The organism is Vibrio sp. MM46 (assembly GCF_027587135.1).
Classification (GTDB): Bacteria; Pseudomonadota; Gammaproteobacteria; order Enterobacterales; family Vibrionaceae; genus Vibrio; species Vibrio harveyi.
This window is the reverse complement of record NZ_JAPPTO010000030.1, coordinates 1-18177: the sequence shown is the minus strand read 5'-3', so window position 1 is coordinate 18177 and position 18177 is coordinate 1. Positions and strand designations below refer to the sequence as shown.

Below are 18177 nucleotides of genomic sequence, written 5' to 3'. Positions count from 1 at the left end.
AGCACATGGAAGCGCCTTATCAAAAGTCTTGGTTTAAGAAAGGACAAGCGAGTCAGAAACAAGAACGCTCGTCTCGCTTTTCTAAGCATGATCAAGCAAGCAAACTGAACCAACTTTTAGAAAATAACAACGCAACTCTAGATGCGAACCAAAAAGGTTTTGTGTCGATTGTTGGAGCAGGGCCGCACGATCCTGACTTGTTAACCGTGAAGGCTGTGAAAGCGATTATGTCGGCAGAGGTTCTGCTGTACGACCGTTTGGTTAACAAAGATATTTTGGAGTTGGCTTCGCCACAAGCCGATTGGATTTACGTGGGCAAACGATGCGGACAACCAAGTATTGGTCAGGAAGAAATCTGTGATTTGATGGTGTCGCTCGCTCAGCAAGGAAAGCGAGTTGTACGCTTAAAAGGGGGAGATCCATTCGTATTTGGCCGTGGAGGCGAAGAGGCGTTAGCACTCGTCAAACACTCAATCGCTTACGAAGTTATTCCCGGCATTACTGCTGCGATTGGATGTTCAGCAAACAGCTTGATTCCGCTGACTCATCGTGGCGTTGCTCGTAGCGTTACCTTTGTTACGGGGCAAGTGGTAACAGGCGCATTTGAAGCGTGGAGTCAACTGATGCAAAGCGGACAAACGTTAGTCTTCTATATGGGGTTAGAAAAGTCATCGCAAATACAAACGGGATTAATCAACTCCGGTTTGAGAGTAGATTTCCCAGTCGCGATCATCACTCATGGTTGCAGCCCTCAACAACAAGTGCACGTTACACAACTCAATCAGCTCAATGATTTATCGATTACACTTAAAGGCGTGAGCCCAGCATTGATTGTGATGGGAGAAGTTGTCAAACTGCGCGAACAACTAATAGAAACCGTACAGTCAGTGACGGAATACGAGGGAATATGAGCAGCATTTTGGAATGTATTAGAACAGTCGGTCGTGGCGAACGTGGTAGAAAACCACTGAACTTTGACCAAGCGTTTCGAGTTATGGATGAATACCTAAATGGTGAGTGCGACGACGATCAGATGGCAATGCTGTTGATGCTGATCCGCGTACAGAACGAGACTCAACAAGAAATCGCTGGCTTTGTGAAAGCATTCCAATCCCGCATGCCTGCTATTGGCGCAGACATCGACTGGCCATGTTATGCAGGCAAACGTGAAGCGGCAGGTCAACCTTGGCACCTGTTGGCAGCAAAGATCCTCGCCGATAATGGTCATAAAGTGTTGATGCACGGCTATCACGATCGTCAATCTGGTCGTTTACACGCTGAAGACTACCTCGACAAATTTGCTATTACGAAAGCGGAATCAGCAGAAGACGCAAAGCGTGTATTAGAAACACAAAACATTGTGTATCTGCCGCTGAGTGCGTTTGCTCCTCAAGCAGAAACCATGATTGGTTGGAAGAATCGTTATGGGCTTAGAACGCCGATTAATACCGTGGTTCGAGCATTGAACCCGGGGCAAGCAACGATTGGTATTCGTGGTAGCTTCCATCCTGGGTTCCAACAACTTCATGCTGAAGTCGAATACGAGGTTGGTCAAACCGCTCATGCCGTTGTGTCATTCAAAGGGCAATCTGGTGAGTCAGAATACAACCCGAAAGTAAGCCAAACAGTGTGGTTAAGCCAAACAAGCGGTGTGACATCGCATTACTGGACGGAGCAAATGCTATCTGAGGTGCCAATGCCTGCGAACTGCCCATTTGGGACGTCAGAAGACGACATGAACCAAATGGCAAATACGGTTCTCGCTACGATGACAGTGGTCTTGTTTGCACAAATGCATGATCGAGAAAAAGCCTTTGAACGTGCCTTTAGTTATTGGCAGACGTACTGTCATTACGAGTAATTTTGAGTTGACTGGCTAAACCAAAGTATTGGTTTTAGACAAATCCACTCAAAACAAACAACGCAAAGTTGTTGAATCTGAATCCATTATCTATTGTTTGAAGAAGGTTAAAGATCCTAGCTCACCAGTGATGTGTTTCACCACCTTGCTCCGTATCAGAGAGGTGAAACTGCAGTTTTGACCTCAATTGCGCTCATTCTTTACTTCGCGTTTGAGAATTAGAAATTCCCATATGGTAAGACACAGAGGACATGGATAATGGTTCTAAAGCATACCACTCCTAGTGAAAAGGCTTCTCATCCGATCCCGCAAGAAGCCTTCGATTGGTACGACGAATACGCCCACGGAAAAATCTCGCGCCGTGAGTTTCTAAATAGGCTGGGTGGCCTTGCTGTGCTTGGCTTTAGCATGACAGCACTGGTCGACGCGCTAACCCCGAATTACGCACTCGCAGAACAAGTTTCATTTAACGATCCTGACATCAAAGCAACTTACGAAACCTTTCCATCTCCAAATGGGCATGGAGAGGGGCGTGGTTATTTGGTGATGCCACAGAAGAAAACATTAAAATCGCCGACCGTGTTGGTGATTCATGAAAATCGAGGTCTGAACCCTTATATCAAAGATGTCGCAAGGCGACTTGCAAAAGACGGCTTTATTGCTTTCGCTCCAGACGCGCTTTATCCACTCGGCGGCTATCCGGGGAACGACGATGAAGGTCGCGCAATGCAGAAAGAGATGGACAGAGCAAAGATCGAACAAGACTTTATTGCAGCCGCTAACTTCCTCAAACAATACGAGGGTGGCAACGGTAAATTGGGCGCGGTTGGATTCTGCTTCGGTGGATACATTGTCAACATGCTTGCCGCGGTAATGCCAGAAGAGCTCGATGCAGGTGTGCCTTTCTATGGAACACCAGCGGCGCAAGAGATCCAAAAGCAAGTCAAAGGACCGTTGATGATTCACTTTGCAGGGCTCGATAAGCGTGTTAACGACACATGGCCTGCTTATGAGCAGCAATTGATCGCAACCGACGCACAGTATCAAGCGTTAATGTATGAGAACGTCAACCACGGCTTCCATAACGACTCAACAGCACGCTACGCACCGGAAGAAGCAGCACTCGCTTGGGAACGCACACTCGGCTTCTTCAAAGAACATCTCGCCTCTAGTTAAAGCGCGTCTACTTTAGTTGGCACATTCCTTGTTATGTCTCTCTTAGTGAGTGAGATATAAACAAGGAATGTGCATGACTCAATCAACGTCAAAAACCCCCATCATAGTATGCTGCGATAGCCTCCAAGAGCAGGCTCGATTGTCCGGCTTATTGAGCAAAGATTACGACAACATCATGGGTTGCCAATTGGCACAACTAGAAACGTTAATGCAACGAGAACCGTCAGCAAGCGTTGTGGTTGGATGGCAGCAACCAACCGCGGAACTGCGTTTGATCGTCGATTTCTGCCGCAGAAAATCGGCACCACTTCTTATCGTCTTAAAGCAATTATCATCCAATGATATCAATCGTTTATCAGAAAAAATGGACTATGTTCTTATGCCGCACGATAGTGAGTTTGCACTTCAACCTTGGATTGAACATGCGACATTAGTGAGAGCGAAATTCGAAAGTATGCAATCGGAAATTGAATCGCTGACCCATAAGATCGAAGAGCGCAAGCTGGTGGAAAAAGCCAAAGGTCTGCTGATGAAGATGCACAGCGTTGATGAAGAACAGGCTTATAAAGCACTTAGAAATTCAGCCATGCAATCGAGCCAAACGCTCGCACAAGTTGCCAAGAATTTGATAACTACTTTGGAGGTGCTTGATTAGTTGCTCTACCACTTTGGGGTTAGAGTGCGTTTTCTAACGTGGTGCGTGTTGCACTATCAGCAAGCAATAACAGGGAATAACAAACGGCAAGATATACTAACTTATTGTGTTTGCTGTGAAAAATAAGTTGGCACAGTAATTGGATTAGTAGAATTGGGTTTATTGTTGAATCGCTTATCTCAATTATCAACGGCGGTAATTGTAGACTTAGCAACGGCGCTACTGCTCTTCGGAGTAGTGGCGCTTTTTTTATGGGAGCAAACCAATGAAATGGAGTTCGATGCTGAAAGTGTCAGCAATTTCGTTATCGGTATTCACCACGGTCAGCGTAAAGGCAGAGTTGGGTGAACCCGAAATTGAAGACCTGAAGTTTGGTTTTATTAAGTTAACCGATATGGCACCGCTGGCGGTTGCTTATGAAAAAGGCTTTTTTGAAGACGAAGGCTTGTACGTCACTTTAGAAGCGCAAGCAAACTGGAAGGTGCTTTTAGACCGAGTCATCGACGGTGAGCTTGCTGGCGCGCACATGCTTGCTGGTCAGCCATTGGGCGCGACGATTGGTGTCGGCACAAAAGCAGAAGTGATTACCGCGTTCAGTATGGATTTGAACGGCAACGCAATCACGGTTTCCAATGATACTTGGGAACAGATGAAGCAATACATTCCAAAGCAACCAGATGGCAAACCAGTTCACCCAATCAAAGCAGATGCGTTAAAACCAGTTGTCGACAGCTATCTGGATAAAGGCAAACCGTTCAACATGGGGATGGTGTTCCCTGTATCGACGCACAACTATGAGTTGCGATACTGGTTAGCGGCAGGTGGGATTCATCCAGGCTTTTACGCACCAGACTCAGGCGATAACAGTGGCCAGTTGGATGCTGACGTTCTTTTGAGTGTTACACCGCCACCACAAATGCCAGCAACAATGGAAGCGGGCACGATCAAAGGGTACTGCGTAGGCGAACCATGGAACCAACAAGCCGTATTCAAAGGTATTGGTACGCCAGTTGTGACCGATTACGAGATCTGGAAGAACAACCCAGAGAAAGTGTTTGGTGTTTCCAAAGCTTGGGCTGAGAAGTATCCAAACACGCACATTCGCGTAGTGAAAGCCTTGATTCGAGCTGCACATTGGTTGGATGAAAACGACAATGCCAACCGCCAAGAAGCAGTGAAGATGCTATCAAAAAGCGAATACGTTGGAGCCGATGCCGAAGTTATCGCCAACTCAATGACCGGCACATTTGAATACGAGAAAGGCGATAAACGAGACGTGCCAGACTTCAACGTGTTCTTCCGTCATAACGCCACGTATCCGTATTACAGCGATGCGATTTGGTATCTGACTCAAATGCGCCGTTGGGGACAAATCTCAAGCGAGAAATCCGATGATTGGTACATGGATGTGGCGAAAGAGGTGTACCGTCCAGATATCTACCAACAAGCAGCTCAAGCGCTAATTGAAGATGGAGTGTTGAGCAAAAAAGACTTCCCAGATTTCAGTGCTGAAGATGGTTTCCGTGCGCCACAAACACACTTTATCGACAACATCGTTTATGACGGTCGCGAGCCAAATAAATATCTAGAGAAGTTCTCTATCGGGCTTAAAGGAAAAGACAAAGTTTAGGATGAGCAGTCCTACAAAAAATACAGCGGGCAGGTGAGTCTTCCCGCAATAACAAGGATGTAAATTTCTTAGGAGTGAGTATGTCTAGTAATGTCATTTCCCTGTTTCCTGCTAAGCAGGTAGTGAACCGAAGTCGGTTGGTGCTTTTGCCCGTCATTGGCTTGCTGATCTTTTTGGCAATGTGGCACTTAGCAGCGAGAGAAGTGCAAACTTCATTAGGTACGCTACCGGGACCTGTGCAAACTTTTCAGCAGTTCAGCAACCTTGTCGATGACCATTGGCAAGAGCGAGAAAAGGAACAAGCTTTTATCGAGCGTCAGGAAAAACGCAATGCTGCGAAGTTAGCCAAGAATCCGGACGCGGAAGTGAAGATTCGTCCCTACACAGGTAAACCGACGTTTTTCGACCAAATCATAACAAGCTTAGTGACCGTAACTGCGGGCTTTTTGCTGGCGACGGTTGTCGCGATTCCGCTTGGCATCGTGCTTGGTCTTAATCAAGGGCTTTATCAAGCGTTCAACCCAATCATTCAATTGCTTAAGCCTGTTTCACCTTTAGCTTGGCTACCCATCGTTACCATGGTTGTAAGTGCCACTTATGTGAGTGATGACCCGATGTTTGCTAAGTCGTTCATTAACTCTCTGATCACAGTAGCGCTATGTAGCTTATGGCCGACGCTGATTAATACCGCTGTGGGTGTAACGAGCGTTGATAAAGACTTAATCAACGTGAGCAAAGTGCTTCAACTTTCGTGGTGGCAGCACATTCGTACCATCGTTTTACCTTCTGCCATTCCAATGATCTTCACAGGTTTACGTCTCTCTTTAGGTATCGCTTGGATGGTATTGATTGCAGCAGAGATGCTCGCGCAGAACCCGGGATTAGGCAAGTTCGTTTGGGATGAGTTCCAGAACGGCAGTTCAGCATCATTGGGTCGCATCATGGTGGCAGTCATCACTATTGGTTTTATCGGTTTGATGCTCGATAGAGGCATGCTGCAACTTCAAAAGTGGTTGTCTTGGAATAAACAACAAGCGTTGAGATAAGGGAAAAGATCATGGAAAAAGCATTATTAGATCTAACGCGTTTAGGGATGCGATTCCCAACGCCAGATGGCGAGTTTATCGCGCTTAAGAACGTCGATTTACAAATCAATAAAGGCGAGTTTGTATCGCTGATTGGTCACTCTGGCTGTGGTAAATCAACGGTATTGAACTTAGTCGCGGGTCTGCACATGCCAACAGACGGCGGCGTGATCGTTGATGGACGAGAAGTAGCTGGACCGGGACCCGACCGCGCGGTTGTGTTCCAAAACCATTCACTATTGCCTTGGCTCACTGTGTATCAAAACGTTGAGCTCGCAGTAAAGCAAATTGCCGGCAAAAAGGGCAAAGCGTGGATTCAGGAACAAGTGAACCACTATTTAGAGTTGATTCAAATGCAGCATGCTGCGCACAAAAAGCCGGATGAAATCTCGGGCGGTATGAAGCAGCGAGTCGGCATCGCCAGAGCACTGGCACTTCAACCAAAGGTTCTGCTGATGGATGAGCCATTTGGCGCGTTGGATGCGTTAACTCGTGCGCATTTGCAGGATGCACTGATGAAGATTCAAGCCGAGCTAAACAATACCGTCATCATGATTACCCACGACGTGGATGAAGCGGTGCTGCTATCTGACAAAATAGTGATGATGACTAACGGACCGGCAGCAACCATTGGAGAAGTGTTAGAAGTGAATCTACCTCGCCCTCGTGAGCGTGTCGCACTGGCAGATGATGCGCAGTATCAGAAGTGTCGACAAGCGGTGCTGAAGTTCCTTTACGAGAAGCAATCCAAAGTCGAGATTCCTGCTTCGAAAGAAGAGCAACCCAAAACCGCAGCGCAAACGGCATAAGGAGGCAGCGATGAACAGTCCTTTAACGATTCCAGTAAAGAACGCATTGAGCCACATCGTTGTGGTAGGCAACGGTATGGTCGGGCAACACCTCGTCGAGCAATTAGTGCAGAAAAACGCGCATTTGGAGCACCGAATTACCGTGATTGGTGCAGAGCGTTTTATCGCGTATGACCGTGTACAGTTGTCCTCTTTGTTCGCGGGTAAGTCTCATGATGATTTGATGCTGAGTAACCAAGAATGGTACGACATGCATGGCATCCAACTCGTACTTGGCAGCCAAGTAACAGGCATCGACAGAGAGCAAAAGCGCATTCTGCTTGATGGTGAAGATGTGCTGGGTTACGACCAACTCGTGCTCGCGACCGGTTCTTACCCATTTGTGCCTCCAATTGAAGGTAAAGACCGCGACAATGTGTTTGTCTACCGCACGCTTGATGATCTTTCACAGATCAAAAAGGCATGTGAAGGTGCAAGAACAGGCGCAGTGATTGGCGGCGGCTTGTTGGGTTTAGAAGCGGCAAACGCACTCAAACTATTGGGGCTAGAAACTCACGTCATTGAATTTGCACCTCGCCTGATGCCCGTACAGTTAGATGATGGTGCTGGCTTAGTGCTAAAAGAGAAGATTGAAGCGCTAGGGCTAACCGTTCACACCTCAACGGGTACGGAACGAATCTGCGATGGTGAAACGGCTAAGCATCGCATGATGTTTAAAGACAAAGATCCTCTCGAAGTGGATGTGATTGTCTTTTCCGCAGGTATTCGCCCTCAAGATGAGCTGGCAAAAATGGCTGAGCTAGAAGTAGGCGAGCGAGGCGGTATTGTGATTAACAACCAATGCCAAACCAGCGATGAGAACATATACGCGATTGGCGAATGTGCGCTGTGGGAACAGAAGATCTTTGGATTGGTCGCACCCGGTTACACGATGGCGAGAACCACTGCCGATGTTTTGACTGGTATGCCGAGCGAAGGTTTTAAAGGTGCAGACATGAGCACCAAACTTAAGCTGCTTGGGGTGGATGTGGCGTCTATCGGCGATGCACAAATGCAAACCGAAGGCGCGCAAGAAATGGTGTTGCAAGATGCGGTTGCAGGCATCTACAAAAAGCTGGTGGTTGATGCGAGCGGCACCCAATTGCTTGGTGCGATTCTCGTTGGTGACAACAGCGACTACGATGCGCTCTTACAGTGTTATTTGAACAAAACGGTTCTACCAGACCACGCCGCGAACCTGTTGTTTGATACCGGAATGCTGGACGGAGAGATGCCAGACAGCGCCATCATCTGTTCTTGTCACAACGTCACAAAAGGCGACTTAGTTGCCGAGATACAAGCTGGCACTACCAACCTGACGGACCTTAAAGCCAACACCAAAGCCGGTACTGGCTGTGGTGGCTGTAGCAATATGGTCAAGTCGGTATTGGATACTCAATTGGTAGCCATGGGGGTAGAGGTTAACAACCACCTTTGTGAGCACTTTGAGTTAAGTCGCCAAGAGATGTTCCATATTTGCCAAGTGGAACAAATTAAAGACTTCGACACCTTAATTGCACTGCATGGCAAAGGGCATGGGTGTGATATCTGTAAGCCGACAGCAGCATCTGTGTTTGCTTCTTTGTGGAATGAACACATCATGGAGCCGCAGCATCAGTCTCTACAAGATTCCAACGATGCCTTTATGGCTAACCTGCAAAAAGATGGCTCTTACTCGATTGTGCCTCGTGTTCCGGGCGGTGAAATCACACCAGACAAACTCATCGTGCTAGGCGAAGTTGCTCAGCAATACGACCTGTACACCAAGATCACTGGCGGTCAGCGCGTGGATTTATTTGGTGCGCAGTTAGAACAGCTTCCTGAAATCTGGCAAACCTTAATTGATGCTGGTTTTGAAACAGGGCACGCCTACGGTAAATCTGTGCGCACCGTGAAATCTTGCGTCGGTTCTACGTGGTGTCGCTATGGTGTTGATGACTCAGTCGGATTAGCCATTGAGTTAGAGAACCGCTACAAAGGATTGCGAGCGCCCCATAAGCTTAAGTTTGCCGTATCGGGCTGTACTCGCGAGTGTGCAGAAGCGCAAAGTAAAGACATTGGGGTGATCGCCACTGAAAACGGCTGGAATCTATACGTTTGCGGTAATGGCGGCATGAGACCAAGACACGCAGATTTGTTTGCATCCGACTTATCCAAATCAGAGTTGATCACCATGATCGACCGAGTATTGATGTTCTACGTCAGCACCGCAGATCGCTTGCAGCGTACGTCGGTGTGGATGGAGAACATGGAAGGGGGCTTAGATTACCTTAAACAAGTGATTTTGGATGACTCGCTCAACCTATGTGATTCATTGGATGAACAAATGGTGCGCGTCGTAGATACCTATCAATGTGAGTGGAAGAGTACGCTGGATAATCCTCAAAAACTGCAACGCTTCCGTCCTTTCTTGAACAGCACGTCAGGCAGCAAAGTCTTGCCGTACCAACGTGTGCGCGGTCAGCGTATTCCCGTGAAACAGGAGGTGTAAATGGCAGCTTTAACCAAAGTGAAATTGTGTCAGCTTGATGACTTAATGCCGTTTATCGGTGCCACTGTATTGATTGAAGGCGAGCATGTGGCGTTATTCTACATTCCTGATAACGGTGTTTACGCCGTTCAAGATTGGGACCCAATTGGTAAGGCTTATGTGATGAGTCGAGGGATTGTCGGTGATATTGATGGAGAGATGTGTGTTGCGTCACCACTGTACAAACAGCATTTCAGCTTAAAGAGCGGGCAGTGTTTAGAAGACGATGCGCACTGTCTAAAAACGTGGCAAGTAACGGTCGACGATAATCAGGTTTGTCATATAGTCGAAGAATGATCCTCGAAATTAGCTTGCTCGATATGAGTAAATTCTTAGCGTAAGAGGCAAGCGAATAAAGCTCCAGAGACAGCACAGTATGGCTCTGGAGCTTTCAATTATTTGGAAGGATTCACTTGTAGTTCGGTATAGCCAGTCGAGTCGTCCATCGCTCTAGTGAACTCAAGCTCTGAGTAAGAATGGATGATCAATTCTGCGGTAGTATCAATCACTGTGCCTTCCAGCAAATGCCCACCCCAGACTTGTCCTTCACGATCAGACACCGAGATATGAACGTGTTGATGTTCAGGCGTTAGGGTTCCCATCACAGAGACGATTTCAAATGGCTCTTGTTTGGTTAACGTACTCTCTGCACCGGCCAAACGAAGGTTGAGGTCAGAGACACAGCCAACGCATGAGGCAATCGAGCCTGCTTTAATACCGTGTTGCTCGACCAATTTCGCTAGGCTCAGTTTTAAGTCCATGCCTTTGGTAAGACGTACTGCTATCACTTCAATCGACATATTATTTCCTAATTAAAACCAGCAAGCAGGAAAGCGCCGTATCCAAGTCGGCATAACGTTTGGCTTTGCCAAGTACGCGCATGCCTTGCATGTTGTTGAGAACAAAACGAGCAAGCTCTTCTGGTTTCAGCGTTTTCGGCACTAAGGTTTCTTTTTGCGCATTGGTCAGCGCATCCGCAATGATGTCGATAAGATGGTCGAACAAAAAATGCCCTTTGCGCAGTACGTCATCGTCTTCGCCAGCGTGCTCAATCAACGCATTTTGAATAAAGCACCCACAGTTGCGTTTGCGTTGCAGCTCAGCAAAAGATTTGAGGAACGATTCTAACTCAGGTAAAGACGCATCGTCTTTTTCCAAATCATTCAGTGACGGTAGCGAGACCTTTTTTAAGTAAGTATCGAGTGCTTCGTAGTAGAGCTGTTGCTTGTCACCATAGGTGTTGTAAAGACTGAAGCGGTTGATGTTCAACTCGTCGGTGAGATCCGAGATAGACGTGTTCGCAAAGCCCTTGCGCCAAAACACATCCATAGCCACGAGAAGCTTTTCATCTCGGTCGAAGTTGGCTTTTCTTGCCATAAATTACCTGCCTGGGTCTGCTTATCGGGTAATTAAATTGCTTTGGAGGGATGGTACAGAGAACCTCTAGCGTTCGAACTGAACCAATATGATGAATACCCAACTGTTCTTGGGTATCAGCCCCCAAATTCATGTGAACTCACAAACGGCATCAAAAATCTCGCTCAGCAAACAGACCCACAACTGTTTGAAAATTTTTGATAGTGAAGTTCTTGACTGATCGTTTATAAACTGGCTACAGTATATCCTAACCAATCGGTTAGAAAAAGATAAAAGGATGTGAAATGAAGCTCTATGAAACCGCAATGACTCCAAGTTGTAAGCGAGTTAGCATTTTTCTAAAGGAAATCGGTGGCGAGGTTGAGCGAATTGCGCTGAACGTTCGTGAGGGCGATAACCTATCTGAACCGTTTAAATCGAAAAGCGTGAACGGCAAAGTGCCTCTACTAGAACTGGATGATGGTACGACGATCTGTGAAAGCGTGGCGATTTGTCGCTACCTAGATGAAGCGTTTGAAAATGATCTGGCGCTGTTTGGTGCTAACCAACTTGAACGTGCTCAGGTGGAAATGTGGCATCGCGTTGTCGAATTCCAAGGTTTGTACACGGCTTTTCAGGCGTTTCGCAATATCACCGCAATATACCAAGACCGTGAAAACTGTGTGGCTGCGTGGGGTGACGAGTCGAAATCTCGCGTATTAGAATTCCTACCAATTCTCGACAAGCGCTTGTCAGAAAGTGAGCACATCGCCACGGACAACTTCACCATCGTAGACATTACCGGCTACATTTTTGTTGGTTTTGCCGTAAATGGTTTGAGTATTGAAGTGTTCGAAACCTACCCAAATATTGCACGTTGGTTTGAACAAGTATCGGTGCGTGAAGCGTTTCAAGGCTAACTTCTAGCGTGATTTTTCTAAGCAGCAAGGCTTTTGTAGACTTGCTGCTTTTTGTCGTTTTAAGCGCAAAGATCTTCAATTTGTTCAGGTTTTCTCTTCTTTTTCTGCCTTTCTCCTATAATTAACTCTGTTAATGAAACAACATCAATTGGCTCTCACGGCGTTTTGGAACCTTGAGTTCTTAGTTTGTAGACGTCCCAATCATTATTGGACTTCACCAAGTAATGAAGGACACCAAGCGACAAGGAGAGGTTATGCGTGTTCGAAGTAAAACCATCAATGGCGTGTTGTGTACGCTGCTCGTAGCGTCTGTGTGCGGACTCGTTGCCATGTATCAAAACCACAGTCAGCAGCATCAACAGATCGAGTTGCTGCGTGGGCAATTGATGGAAAAAGAAAACCAAATCGTCATCTCTAATGAGGCGTTGTCTTACACTCGTTATCAACATCAACTTTTAGCGGAAGATTACAGCCGTTTCAGAGATGCGCAATCCATGAGTAGCGTGCCGCAATAGAACAAACAGGCAAGGAGAGGTATGAAGTCCATATTGTTGGTCGACGACAGCAAAACGGTCCTGCTCTACATGACCAGTGCTTTGCAAAAGCAAGGATACGAGGTCATTGCCGTTGAAGATGGTGAGTCTGCGTTAGAAGTGCTGACTCACCGAACTGACATTCAGTTTGTCCTCAGTGATTTGATGATGCCGGGCATCAGTGGCATTGAGCTTTGCCGTGAGCTCAAATCGTCGGCGTTTTCTCGTTATATCTTCTTTGTGCTTCTCTCTTCCCGTAACGATCAAGAATCCATCATCAAAGGCATGGACGCAGGCGCCGATGACTTTGTCGACAAAAAGACGTCTGTAGAGGAACTACAAGCGCGTATCCGTGCGGGCTTTCGTACCTTAGAACTGCACAACACGCTCACGACAAAAAACCAAGAGCTCGATTTAGCGTATCAGACCATTCAGCAGGATTTGGATTCTGCCGGAGAGTTAATGGAACAACTGTTGCCCGTTGAAGAACAGATTCACACGGCACAATTTAGCTTCACTTATGTTCCTTGTACCAAGATCGGTGGGGATATGTTGGGCTATGTCGAGCTCGATGAGTCCCACGTTGCGTTTTATGTCTTCGATGTTTCCGGGCACGGTATTTCTTCGGCTTTAATGGCGTTCTCTATTCAACAAACTTTGTCACAACGTAACAAATCGGAGTCGATAACGTTAGACTGGAGCGACAACGAATACCGCATCAGTGAGCCTGCTGCTGTGATTGAAAGGCTTAATCGACGCTATCAGCAAACGCAAAACAGCAAGCTCTATTTCACTATCGAATATGCCGTGTTGAACACCGAAACCGGTGAACTGAATTATTGCACCGCAGGGCACCCTAAATTCGTTTGGCAACAGACGGAGCAAAACCGCTTGGAACTTGTTGGCGACAACAACTTCATTGTCGGGGCATTGGAGCCGATGATGTACCAAGGTGGAAGTATCCAACTTAAGCCTAATGACGCGCTTTGGTTTTTCTCCGACGGCTTATTGGAAGCCAAGCAAGGCGAGGAGCTTTACGGTATTGACCGACTGCTAGCTAACATCGAAGAGAGTAAAGCGATGCCAGAAAAGGCACAAACCAATGCCGTTTTGGAGCAAGTGCAAAACTGGCAAGGAAAACCAGAAATCGACGATGATGTGAGCTTGTTGAAAGTGCAATGGTTGGGCTGTGCACAATCGCAAGCCGTTAAGTCGACAAGTTCGGTATTCCAAAAATCCTATCAAGCGTCTTTAGAAGTTTCACGCCAAGCGAGTCTCGAATTGGTTGAGTTCCTTCAACAACACTCGGTTTCTTCTCATGTCGCGCAAACTCTAGAGTTATGCGTGGTTGAGTTGATGAACAATGCTTTCATCCATGCCTATCAAGAACAAAGCGGAAAAACGGTTGAGTTAGAATGCGAACTAACACAAGGTGAGCTGCACAACATAGAAGTGCGTGTATTTGATTATGGTAATCGCATTTCTGATGAAACCTTCCAAAGTTACACCTCAAAGCAAATTGAGACGCCAAATCTATTCGATGAAGAGAGTTGGATGCCTTCAGGACGAGGTTTGATGCTCATAGCCCAAATGACCGATGCGTTTTCTGTATCACATCAAGGGGAGCGCAATTGCTTTACGGTGGTGATAACTCCCGACGAAAAGACAAAGTCTATAATCCTTTAAAGACTTTATCCGTGGAAACCAAACATGTCGCAAATAGAAATCAAACGAGATCGACCACGCGTCGAATTGTTGTTTGCTAAATACAAAGAGCAGATCGGTGACGATTTTCCCGGTTATCGAAATCATGTATATCGGACAATCACCTATGCGATGCATTTTCTAGGTAACGATGAACGGTATGAACCGCTCGTTGAAACGGCTTTTGTGTACCACGATATCGGACTGTGGACCGATCATGAGTTGGCTTATTTGGAGCCATCAGAGGCTGCAGCGTTAGCTGACAATGAACACTTTGAATGGGGTTTAGATCCTGATGCTTTGCGTGGAGCGATTCATTGGCACCATAAGATTTCTCCGTACAAAGGTCCGCACCAAAAAGTCATTGAAGCATGCCGCAAAGCTGACTGGATTGATGCGACCAAAGGCCGTGTTCGTAAAGGGTTGAGTAAAGAAACCATCGCAGAAGTTGAGGCTGCCTTTCCAAACTTAGGTTTTCATGACACTTTGCTGCGTCTAGCAAAAGACTATGGTGGTTCGACGTTAGTCGGCGGTGTTAAAGTCACGCTGGGTATCGTGAAGTGGTAGCCTGAATAATCTTATAGATCGAATGTAAAAAGAGGACTCCATTTGTGAGCCCTCACATTTACGTAACAGCATTGGTTATTGTGTGATCGTTAACCCAAGTTGAGTTGCCATGCTTAACTCGTTGCGCTCTACGATTTCTTCAATCACTTTACCTTCTTGGTTAAAGCGAAAGTAGGTGAGGCTTGTCCATGTAACGTCTTTACCTGGTACATCGAACTCCATCCACGTATTTGCATTTTTGGCTTTGTGAGTCAGGGCGACAACCACTTGATCTTCTGCTTCTACAATGCGTTGAAAGCTTGTCTCAAGGCTCTCATAACGTTCAGTTACGCAAGATTTCAACTTGGCTTCAAATTCGACTAACCCTTTTAAGGTTTTTCCACAATCAGGGCGGTGAATAAGAGCATCTTCAGCGAAAAATTCCCCCACACGTTCTGTTGCCTTACCGTCAACACAAATCTTAAAGTAATTTCTTATGGTTTGGACTTGTTTACTTTCCATTTATTTATCTTCTCTTTGTTTGTTGAATTGCTGGGATTTTTAATCAAAAAATGAAGCTTGAATAGATCAGATAAGGTCGATAGTCTGTCAACAAATAGTAAACAATGAATGTTTTGATGAACTTAATCACGCTAATTAAATCGTTTATTTGCACCGTGGAGGAAGGCAGTTTTACGGGCGCATCTAAGAAACTAGAAGTGTCTAAATCTCTCGTGAGTCGCAATGTTAGAGATCTAGAAACGTATCTTGGAACGCGATTAATGAATCGCTCAACCAAGGCGCTGTCTCTTACGGACGCTGGTCATCAGTATTATCAAGAAGCACATGTTCTGATTTTGCAACTTGAAGCGCTGAATGACACGATGAAGTTTGATAGTAATGAAATCTCTGGCACCTTGAATGTTCTCGCGCCAAATGGTTTGACAGAAATCTTGCTCATGCCGTTTATTTGCGGTTTCAGTGATAAATATCCGGAGCTAAGAGTGAATTTGCTGCTTGATGATGGTTTAGATGATATCTCCTCACAAGGGTATGACGTAGCAATTCGATCTGGTCGTTTGGTTAGGCAAGATTCAGATTTGATCGCAACAAAGATCACTGAAAACAGGAATATCATATGTGCCTCGCCGCAATACTTAGAAGCCTCTTCTTCACTTTTGCAACCGAGAGATCTGCATTCTCATCGAATTATCGAAGACCCAAATTTAAAGAATTATAAGGTGTGGCGATTTAACAAAGCGGGAAAAGAGCTGGATGTGCAGGTGTCACCATCTCTTTCCGTTAACAGCGTACAGGCAGTGAAAACGGCGCTAAAACAAAACTATGGAGTTGCGATGCTTCCAAGAGCATTGGCGGAAGATGAGTTGTGTAAGGGCGAATTGATAGAAGTACTGAAAGACTACCAATTACCAACAAGAACGGTCTACGCGCTTTATCGAGCACGCTCTAACACACCGAGAAAGGTCAAAGTCTTTATCGAAGAGCTAAAAGCGTACTTTGTACCTTAACGTCAGCTCATTTCTGAGTATCCGTTGCTCTATGTTTATCGGTGCTGAAATCAGGTATGTGCGTTTAGTTTGTTTACTTTTCAATTCATCAAAGAGGATGGAACTTCAAAACGATTTAGTAATCATAGGGAAGGGTAAGATAATTTTCCCTTTTTTGTTGTAAGGTTTATCTAAGCAAAATAGACGTTTAGTGAGAATAGCAAAGCTTAGAAACAAAGTTCTCAAATACGTAACGTTTAAATTGTGCCTGCATGATGTTATAACATAACAATTACTATTCTCAGTTAACCCTAGTACTATGAAGTTTGTTCGTTATTCCTTAATTGCTGTCGCTGCTACCGCATTCTCTCTTGCAGCTTATCTCACCTATCAAGCAGAAACGAAACCAGAAGAAATCACCATTAAGGTCACGCCTTATTCAGAACTAAAGAGCGCTCAAAAAAACGAGACTCAAACAAATGAAACACCTCAAAATCCCGAACGTGAAGTCAAAAAGCATGACAACATCGCGCGTATTCACTACTTCGTTAAAGTTGGTGACACGCTCAGCACGATCTTTTCCTCATGGGGGGTATCATACGACACCACTCAAAAGCTTCTTGAAGCTGACTTAACGTCACTGAAGCTCGATACCATCAAACCAGGCGACCACCTTGAGCTCGTGGTAGATAGAGATACTAAGACCCTAAAACAAGTGATTTTCCATGAAAGCCTTGTCGAACGCGCGGTCTATACGCAAAACGACGATGGCACGTTTGCTTATGACTTTATTGAGGAGCCGGGAGAGTGGCGTGAAGAAATGTACTCAGGCACGATCAATGGCAGTTTTTCTTCTTCTGCGCATAAGCAAGGATTGACCACAACGCAGATTGCTAACATCACTCGCGTATTACGTGACAAAGTAAATTTTGCTCGTGAGCTTCGTGCTGGTGATAGCTTTCATGTATTGGTGAATCGACAATATCTTGATGATCACTTTACTGGTAATGCAGAAGTGCAGGGCATCGCGATCAAAATGCGAGCTAAAGACGTTGAAGCATTCTTAGCGGAGGACGGTCGTTTTTATGACAGAGCAGGTAACAGCCTTGAACAAGCATTTAACCGTTATCCGATCGACAAACAGTTCCGTCGTATTACCTCTCCATTCAACCCTTACCGAAAACACCCTGTTACGGGACGAATCTCTCCGCATAACGGTACGGACTTCGCAACACCAGTTGGTTCCCCGGTTTACTCAACTGGCGATGGCAAGGTGATAGCGGTTCGTAACCATCCTTATGCGGGTAAATACTTAGTGATAGAGCACAATAGTGTCTATAAAACGCGTTATTTGCATCTAAGCCGTTTTCTCGTCAAAAAGGGCGACCATGTTAAGCGTGGGCAGAAGATTGCATTGTCGGGAGCGACAGGACGATTAACTGGGCCACACCTTCATTTCGAAGTGTTGGTACGTAATCGTGCAGTGGATGCTATGAAAGCGGATTTACCATTAGCGAGTTCCATTTCTACTAAAGACAAGCCAGCCTTTTTAGCAAGAGTCTCTGAATTTGATGATTTGGTTGCTCGTGAGCAAAGTGCCAGTAGTGCGCAAACAATGCAGAACAAAAAATCCTCTTAGTGGGTATAGCAGCATCAAGGCAAGCATTTTCGCTTGCCTTTTTTGTTTTTAGCGAACTAGGTATTAGGTTCTTAAAATAGATGAAAAATAAAGCATATCAGAAGAATAAGCCTATGGGATGAGTCGGTTAATTATTGCATTTAAATGACAGTAAAAATAGAATTTATACTCTATTTTTATAATGAC

18 protein-coding genes are annotated in these 18177 nt (G+C 45.8%); 15 read left to right on the top strand and 3 right to left on the bottom strand.

Features of this window, described 5'->3' with window-relative positions; translation table 11 throughout:
* The first annotated feature begins 5 nt into the window (after positions 1 to 5).
* The 9 genes from cobA (at position 6) to nirD (ending at position 10082) form a co-directional block, all read left to right on the top strand.
* Positions 6 to 911 carry a uroporphyrinogen-III C-methyltransferase gene (cobA, locus tag OH459_RS24050; RefSeq protein ID WP_172580978.1) on the top strand — a complete coding sequence of 302 codons (906 nt, stop codon included), beginning with the start codon at positions 6 to 8 and terminating at the stop codon, positions 909 to 911.
* Positions 908 to 1861 (top strand): glycosyl transferase family protein, encoded by a 954-nt coding sequence (locus OH459_RS24045; RefSeq protein ID WP_269989073.1) that lies wholly within the window; start codon positions 908 to 910, stop codon positions 1859 to 1861. The genes cobA and OH459_RS24045 overlap by 4 nt, the downstream gene beginning before the upstream one ends.
* 258 nt (positions 1862 to 2119) lie before the next feature.
* A complete protein-coding gene (locus OH459_RS24040; protein WP_009704599.1) occupies positions 2120 to 3037 on the top strand; it encodes a dienelactone hydrolase family protein in 918 nt (305 codons plus the stop codon).
* A 73-nt stretch (positions 3038 to 3110) separates the two neighbouring features.
* Positions 3111 to 3692, top strand: a complete 582-nt coding sequence (locus OH459_RS24035) for an ANTAR domain-containing response regulator (protein WP_171306487.1) — start codon at positions 3111 to 3113, stop codon at positions 3690 to 3692.
* A gap of 265 nt (positions 3693 to 3957) precedes the next feature.
* Positions 3958 to 5322 carry a CmpA/NrtA family ABC transporter substrate-binding protein gene (locus OH459_RS24030; protein WP_005375887.1) on the top strand — a complete coding sequence of 455 codons (1365 nt, stop codon included), beginning with the start codon at positions 3958 to 3960 and terminating at the stop codon, positions 5320 to 5322.
* Between the two features lie 80 nt (positions 5323 to 5402).
* A complete protein-coding gene (locus OH459_RS24025; protein WP_101960701.1) occupies positions 5403 to 6368 on the top strand; it encodes an ABC transporter permease in 966 nt (321 codons plus the stop codon).
* An 11-nt stretch (positions 6369 to 6379) separates the two neighbouring features.
* Positions 6380 to 7216: an ABC transporter ATP-binding protein gene (locus tag OH459_RS24020; RefSeq protein ID WP_017190868.1), complete on the top strand. Its 837-nt coding sequence runs from the start codon at positions 6380 to 6382 to the stop codon at positions 7214 to 7216.
* A 10-nt stretch (positions 7217 to 7226) separates the two neighbouring features.
* Positions 7227 to 9746, top strand: coding sequence for a nitrite reductase large subunit NirB (nirB, locus tag OH459_RS24015; protein WP_269989066.1), 2520 nt, complete (start codon positions 7227 to 7229; stop codon positions 9744 to 9746).
* A complete protein-coding gene (nirD, locus tag OH459_RS24010; RefSeq protein ID WP_017190866.1) occupies positions 9747 to 10082 on the top strand; it encodes a nitrite reductase small subunit NirD in 336 nt (111 codons plus the stop codon). It abuts the gene before it with no gap.
* A gap of 98 nt (positions 10083 to 10180) precedes the next feature.
* Here the strand turns inward: nirD and OH459_RS24005 are convergent, their stop codons facing one another.
* Both OH459_RS24005 and OH459_RS24000 read right to left on the bottom strand, forming a co-directional pair.
* Positions 10181 to 10585 (bottom strand): PPC domain-containing DNA-binding protein, encoded by a 405-nt coding sequence (locus OH459_RS24005; RefSeq protein ID WP_017190865.1) that lies wholly within the window; start codon positions 10583 to 10585, stop codon positions 10181 to 10183.
* A 1-nt stretch (position 10586) separates the two neighbouring features.
* Complete coding sequence (locus tag OH459_RS24000) at positions 10587 to 11162, bottom strand: TetR/AcrR family transcriptional regulator (protein WP_005375904.1); 576 nt, start codon at positions 11160 to 11162, stop codon at positions 10587 to 10589.
* 284 nt (positions 11163 to 11446) lie between these two features.
* Here OH459_RS24000 and OH459_RS23995 point away from each other — a divergent pair, with 284 nt between their 5' ends.
* The 4 genes from OH459_RS23995 to OH459_RS23980 all read left to right on the top strand — a co-directional run bounded on the left by OH459_RS23995 (position 11447) and on the right by OH459_RS23980 (position 14865).
* On the top strand, positions 11447 to 12061 hold the full coding sequence (locus OH459_RS23995) for a glutathione S-transferase (protein WP_005450075.1): 615 nt from the start codon (positions 11447 to 11449) through the stop codon (positions 12059 to 12061).
* Between the two features lie 254 nt (positions 12062 to 12315).
* A complete protein-coding gene (locus OH459_RS23990) occupies positions 12316 to 12576 on the top strand; it encodes a hypothetical protein (protein WP_017190864.1) in 261 nt (86 codons plus the stop codon).
* A gap of 21 nt (positions 12577 to 12597) precedes the next feature.
* Positions 12598 to 14280 (top strand): SpoIIE family protein phosphatase, encoded by a 1683-nt coding sequence (locus OH459_RS23985; protein WP_017190863.1) that lies wholly within the window; start codon positions 12598 to 12600, stop codon positions 14278 to 14280.
* A gap of 24 nt (positions 14281 to 14304) precedes the next feature.
* On the top strand, positions 14305 to 14865 hold the full coding sequence (locus OH459_RS23980; protein ID WP_017190862.1) for a hypothetical protein: 561 nt from the start codon (positions 14305 to 14307) through the stop codon (positions 14863 to 14865).
* Positions 14866 to 14940: 75 nt separating this feature from the next.
* Here the strand turns inward: OH459_RS23980 and OH459_RS23975 are convergent, their stop codons facing one another.
* Positions 14941 to 15366 (bottom strand): ester cyclase, encoded by a 426-nt coding sequence (locus OH459_RS23975; protein WP_017190861.1) that lies wholly within the window; start codon positions 15364 to 15366, stop codon positions 14941 to 14943.
* A 116-nt stretch (positions 15367 to 15482) separates the two neighbouring features.
* Here OH459_RS23975 and OH459_RS23970 point away from each other — a divergent pair, with 116 nt between their 5' ends.
* Complete coding sequence (locus OH459_RS23970; protein WP_199479816.1) at positions 15483 to 16373, top strand: LysR family transcriptional regulator; 891 nt, start codon at positions 15483 to 15485, stop codon at positions 16371 to 16373.
* Positions 16374 to 16671: 298 nt separating this feature from the next.
* Entirely contained in the window at positions 16672 to 17991 is a 1320-nt protein-coding gene (locus OH459_RS23965) for a peptidoglycan DD-metalloendopeptidase family protein (protein ID WP_269989054.1), read from the top strand.
* The last annotated feature ends 186 nt before the right edge of the window (positions 17992 to 18177 follow it).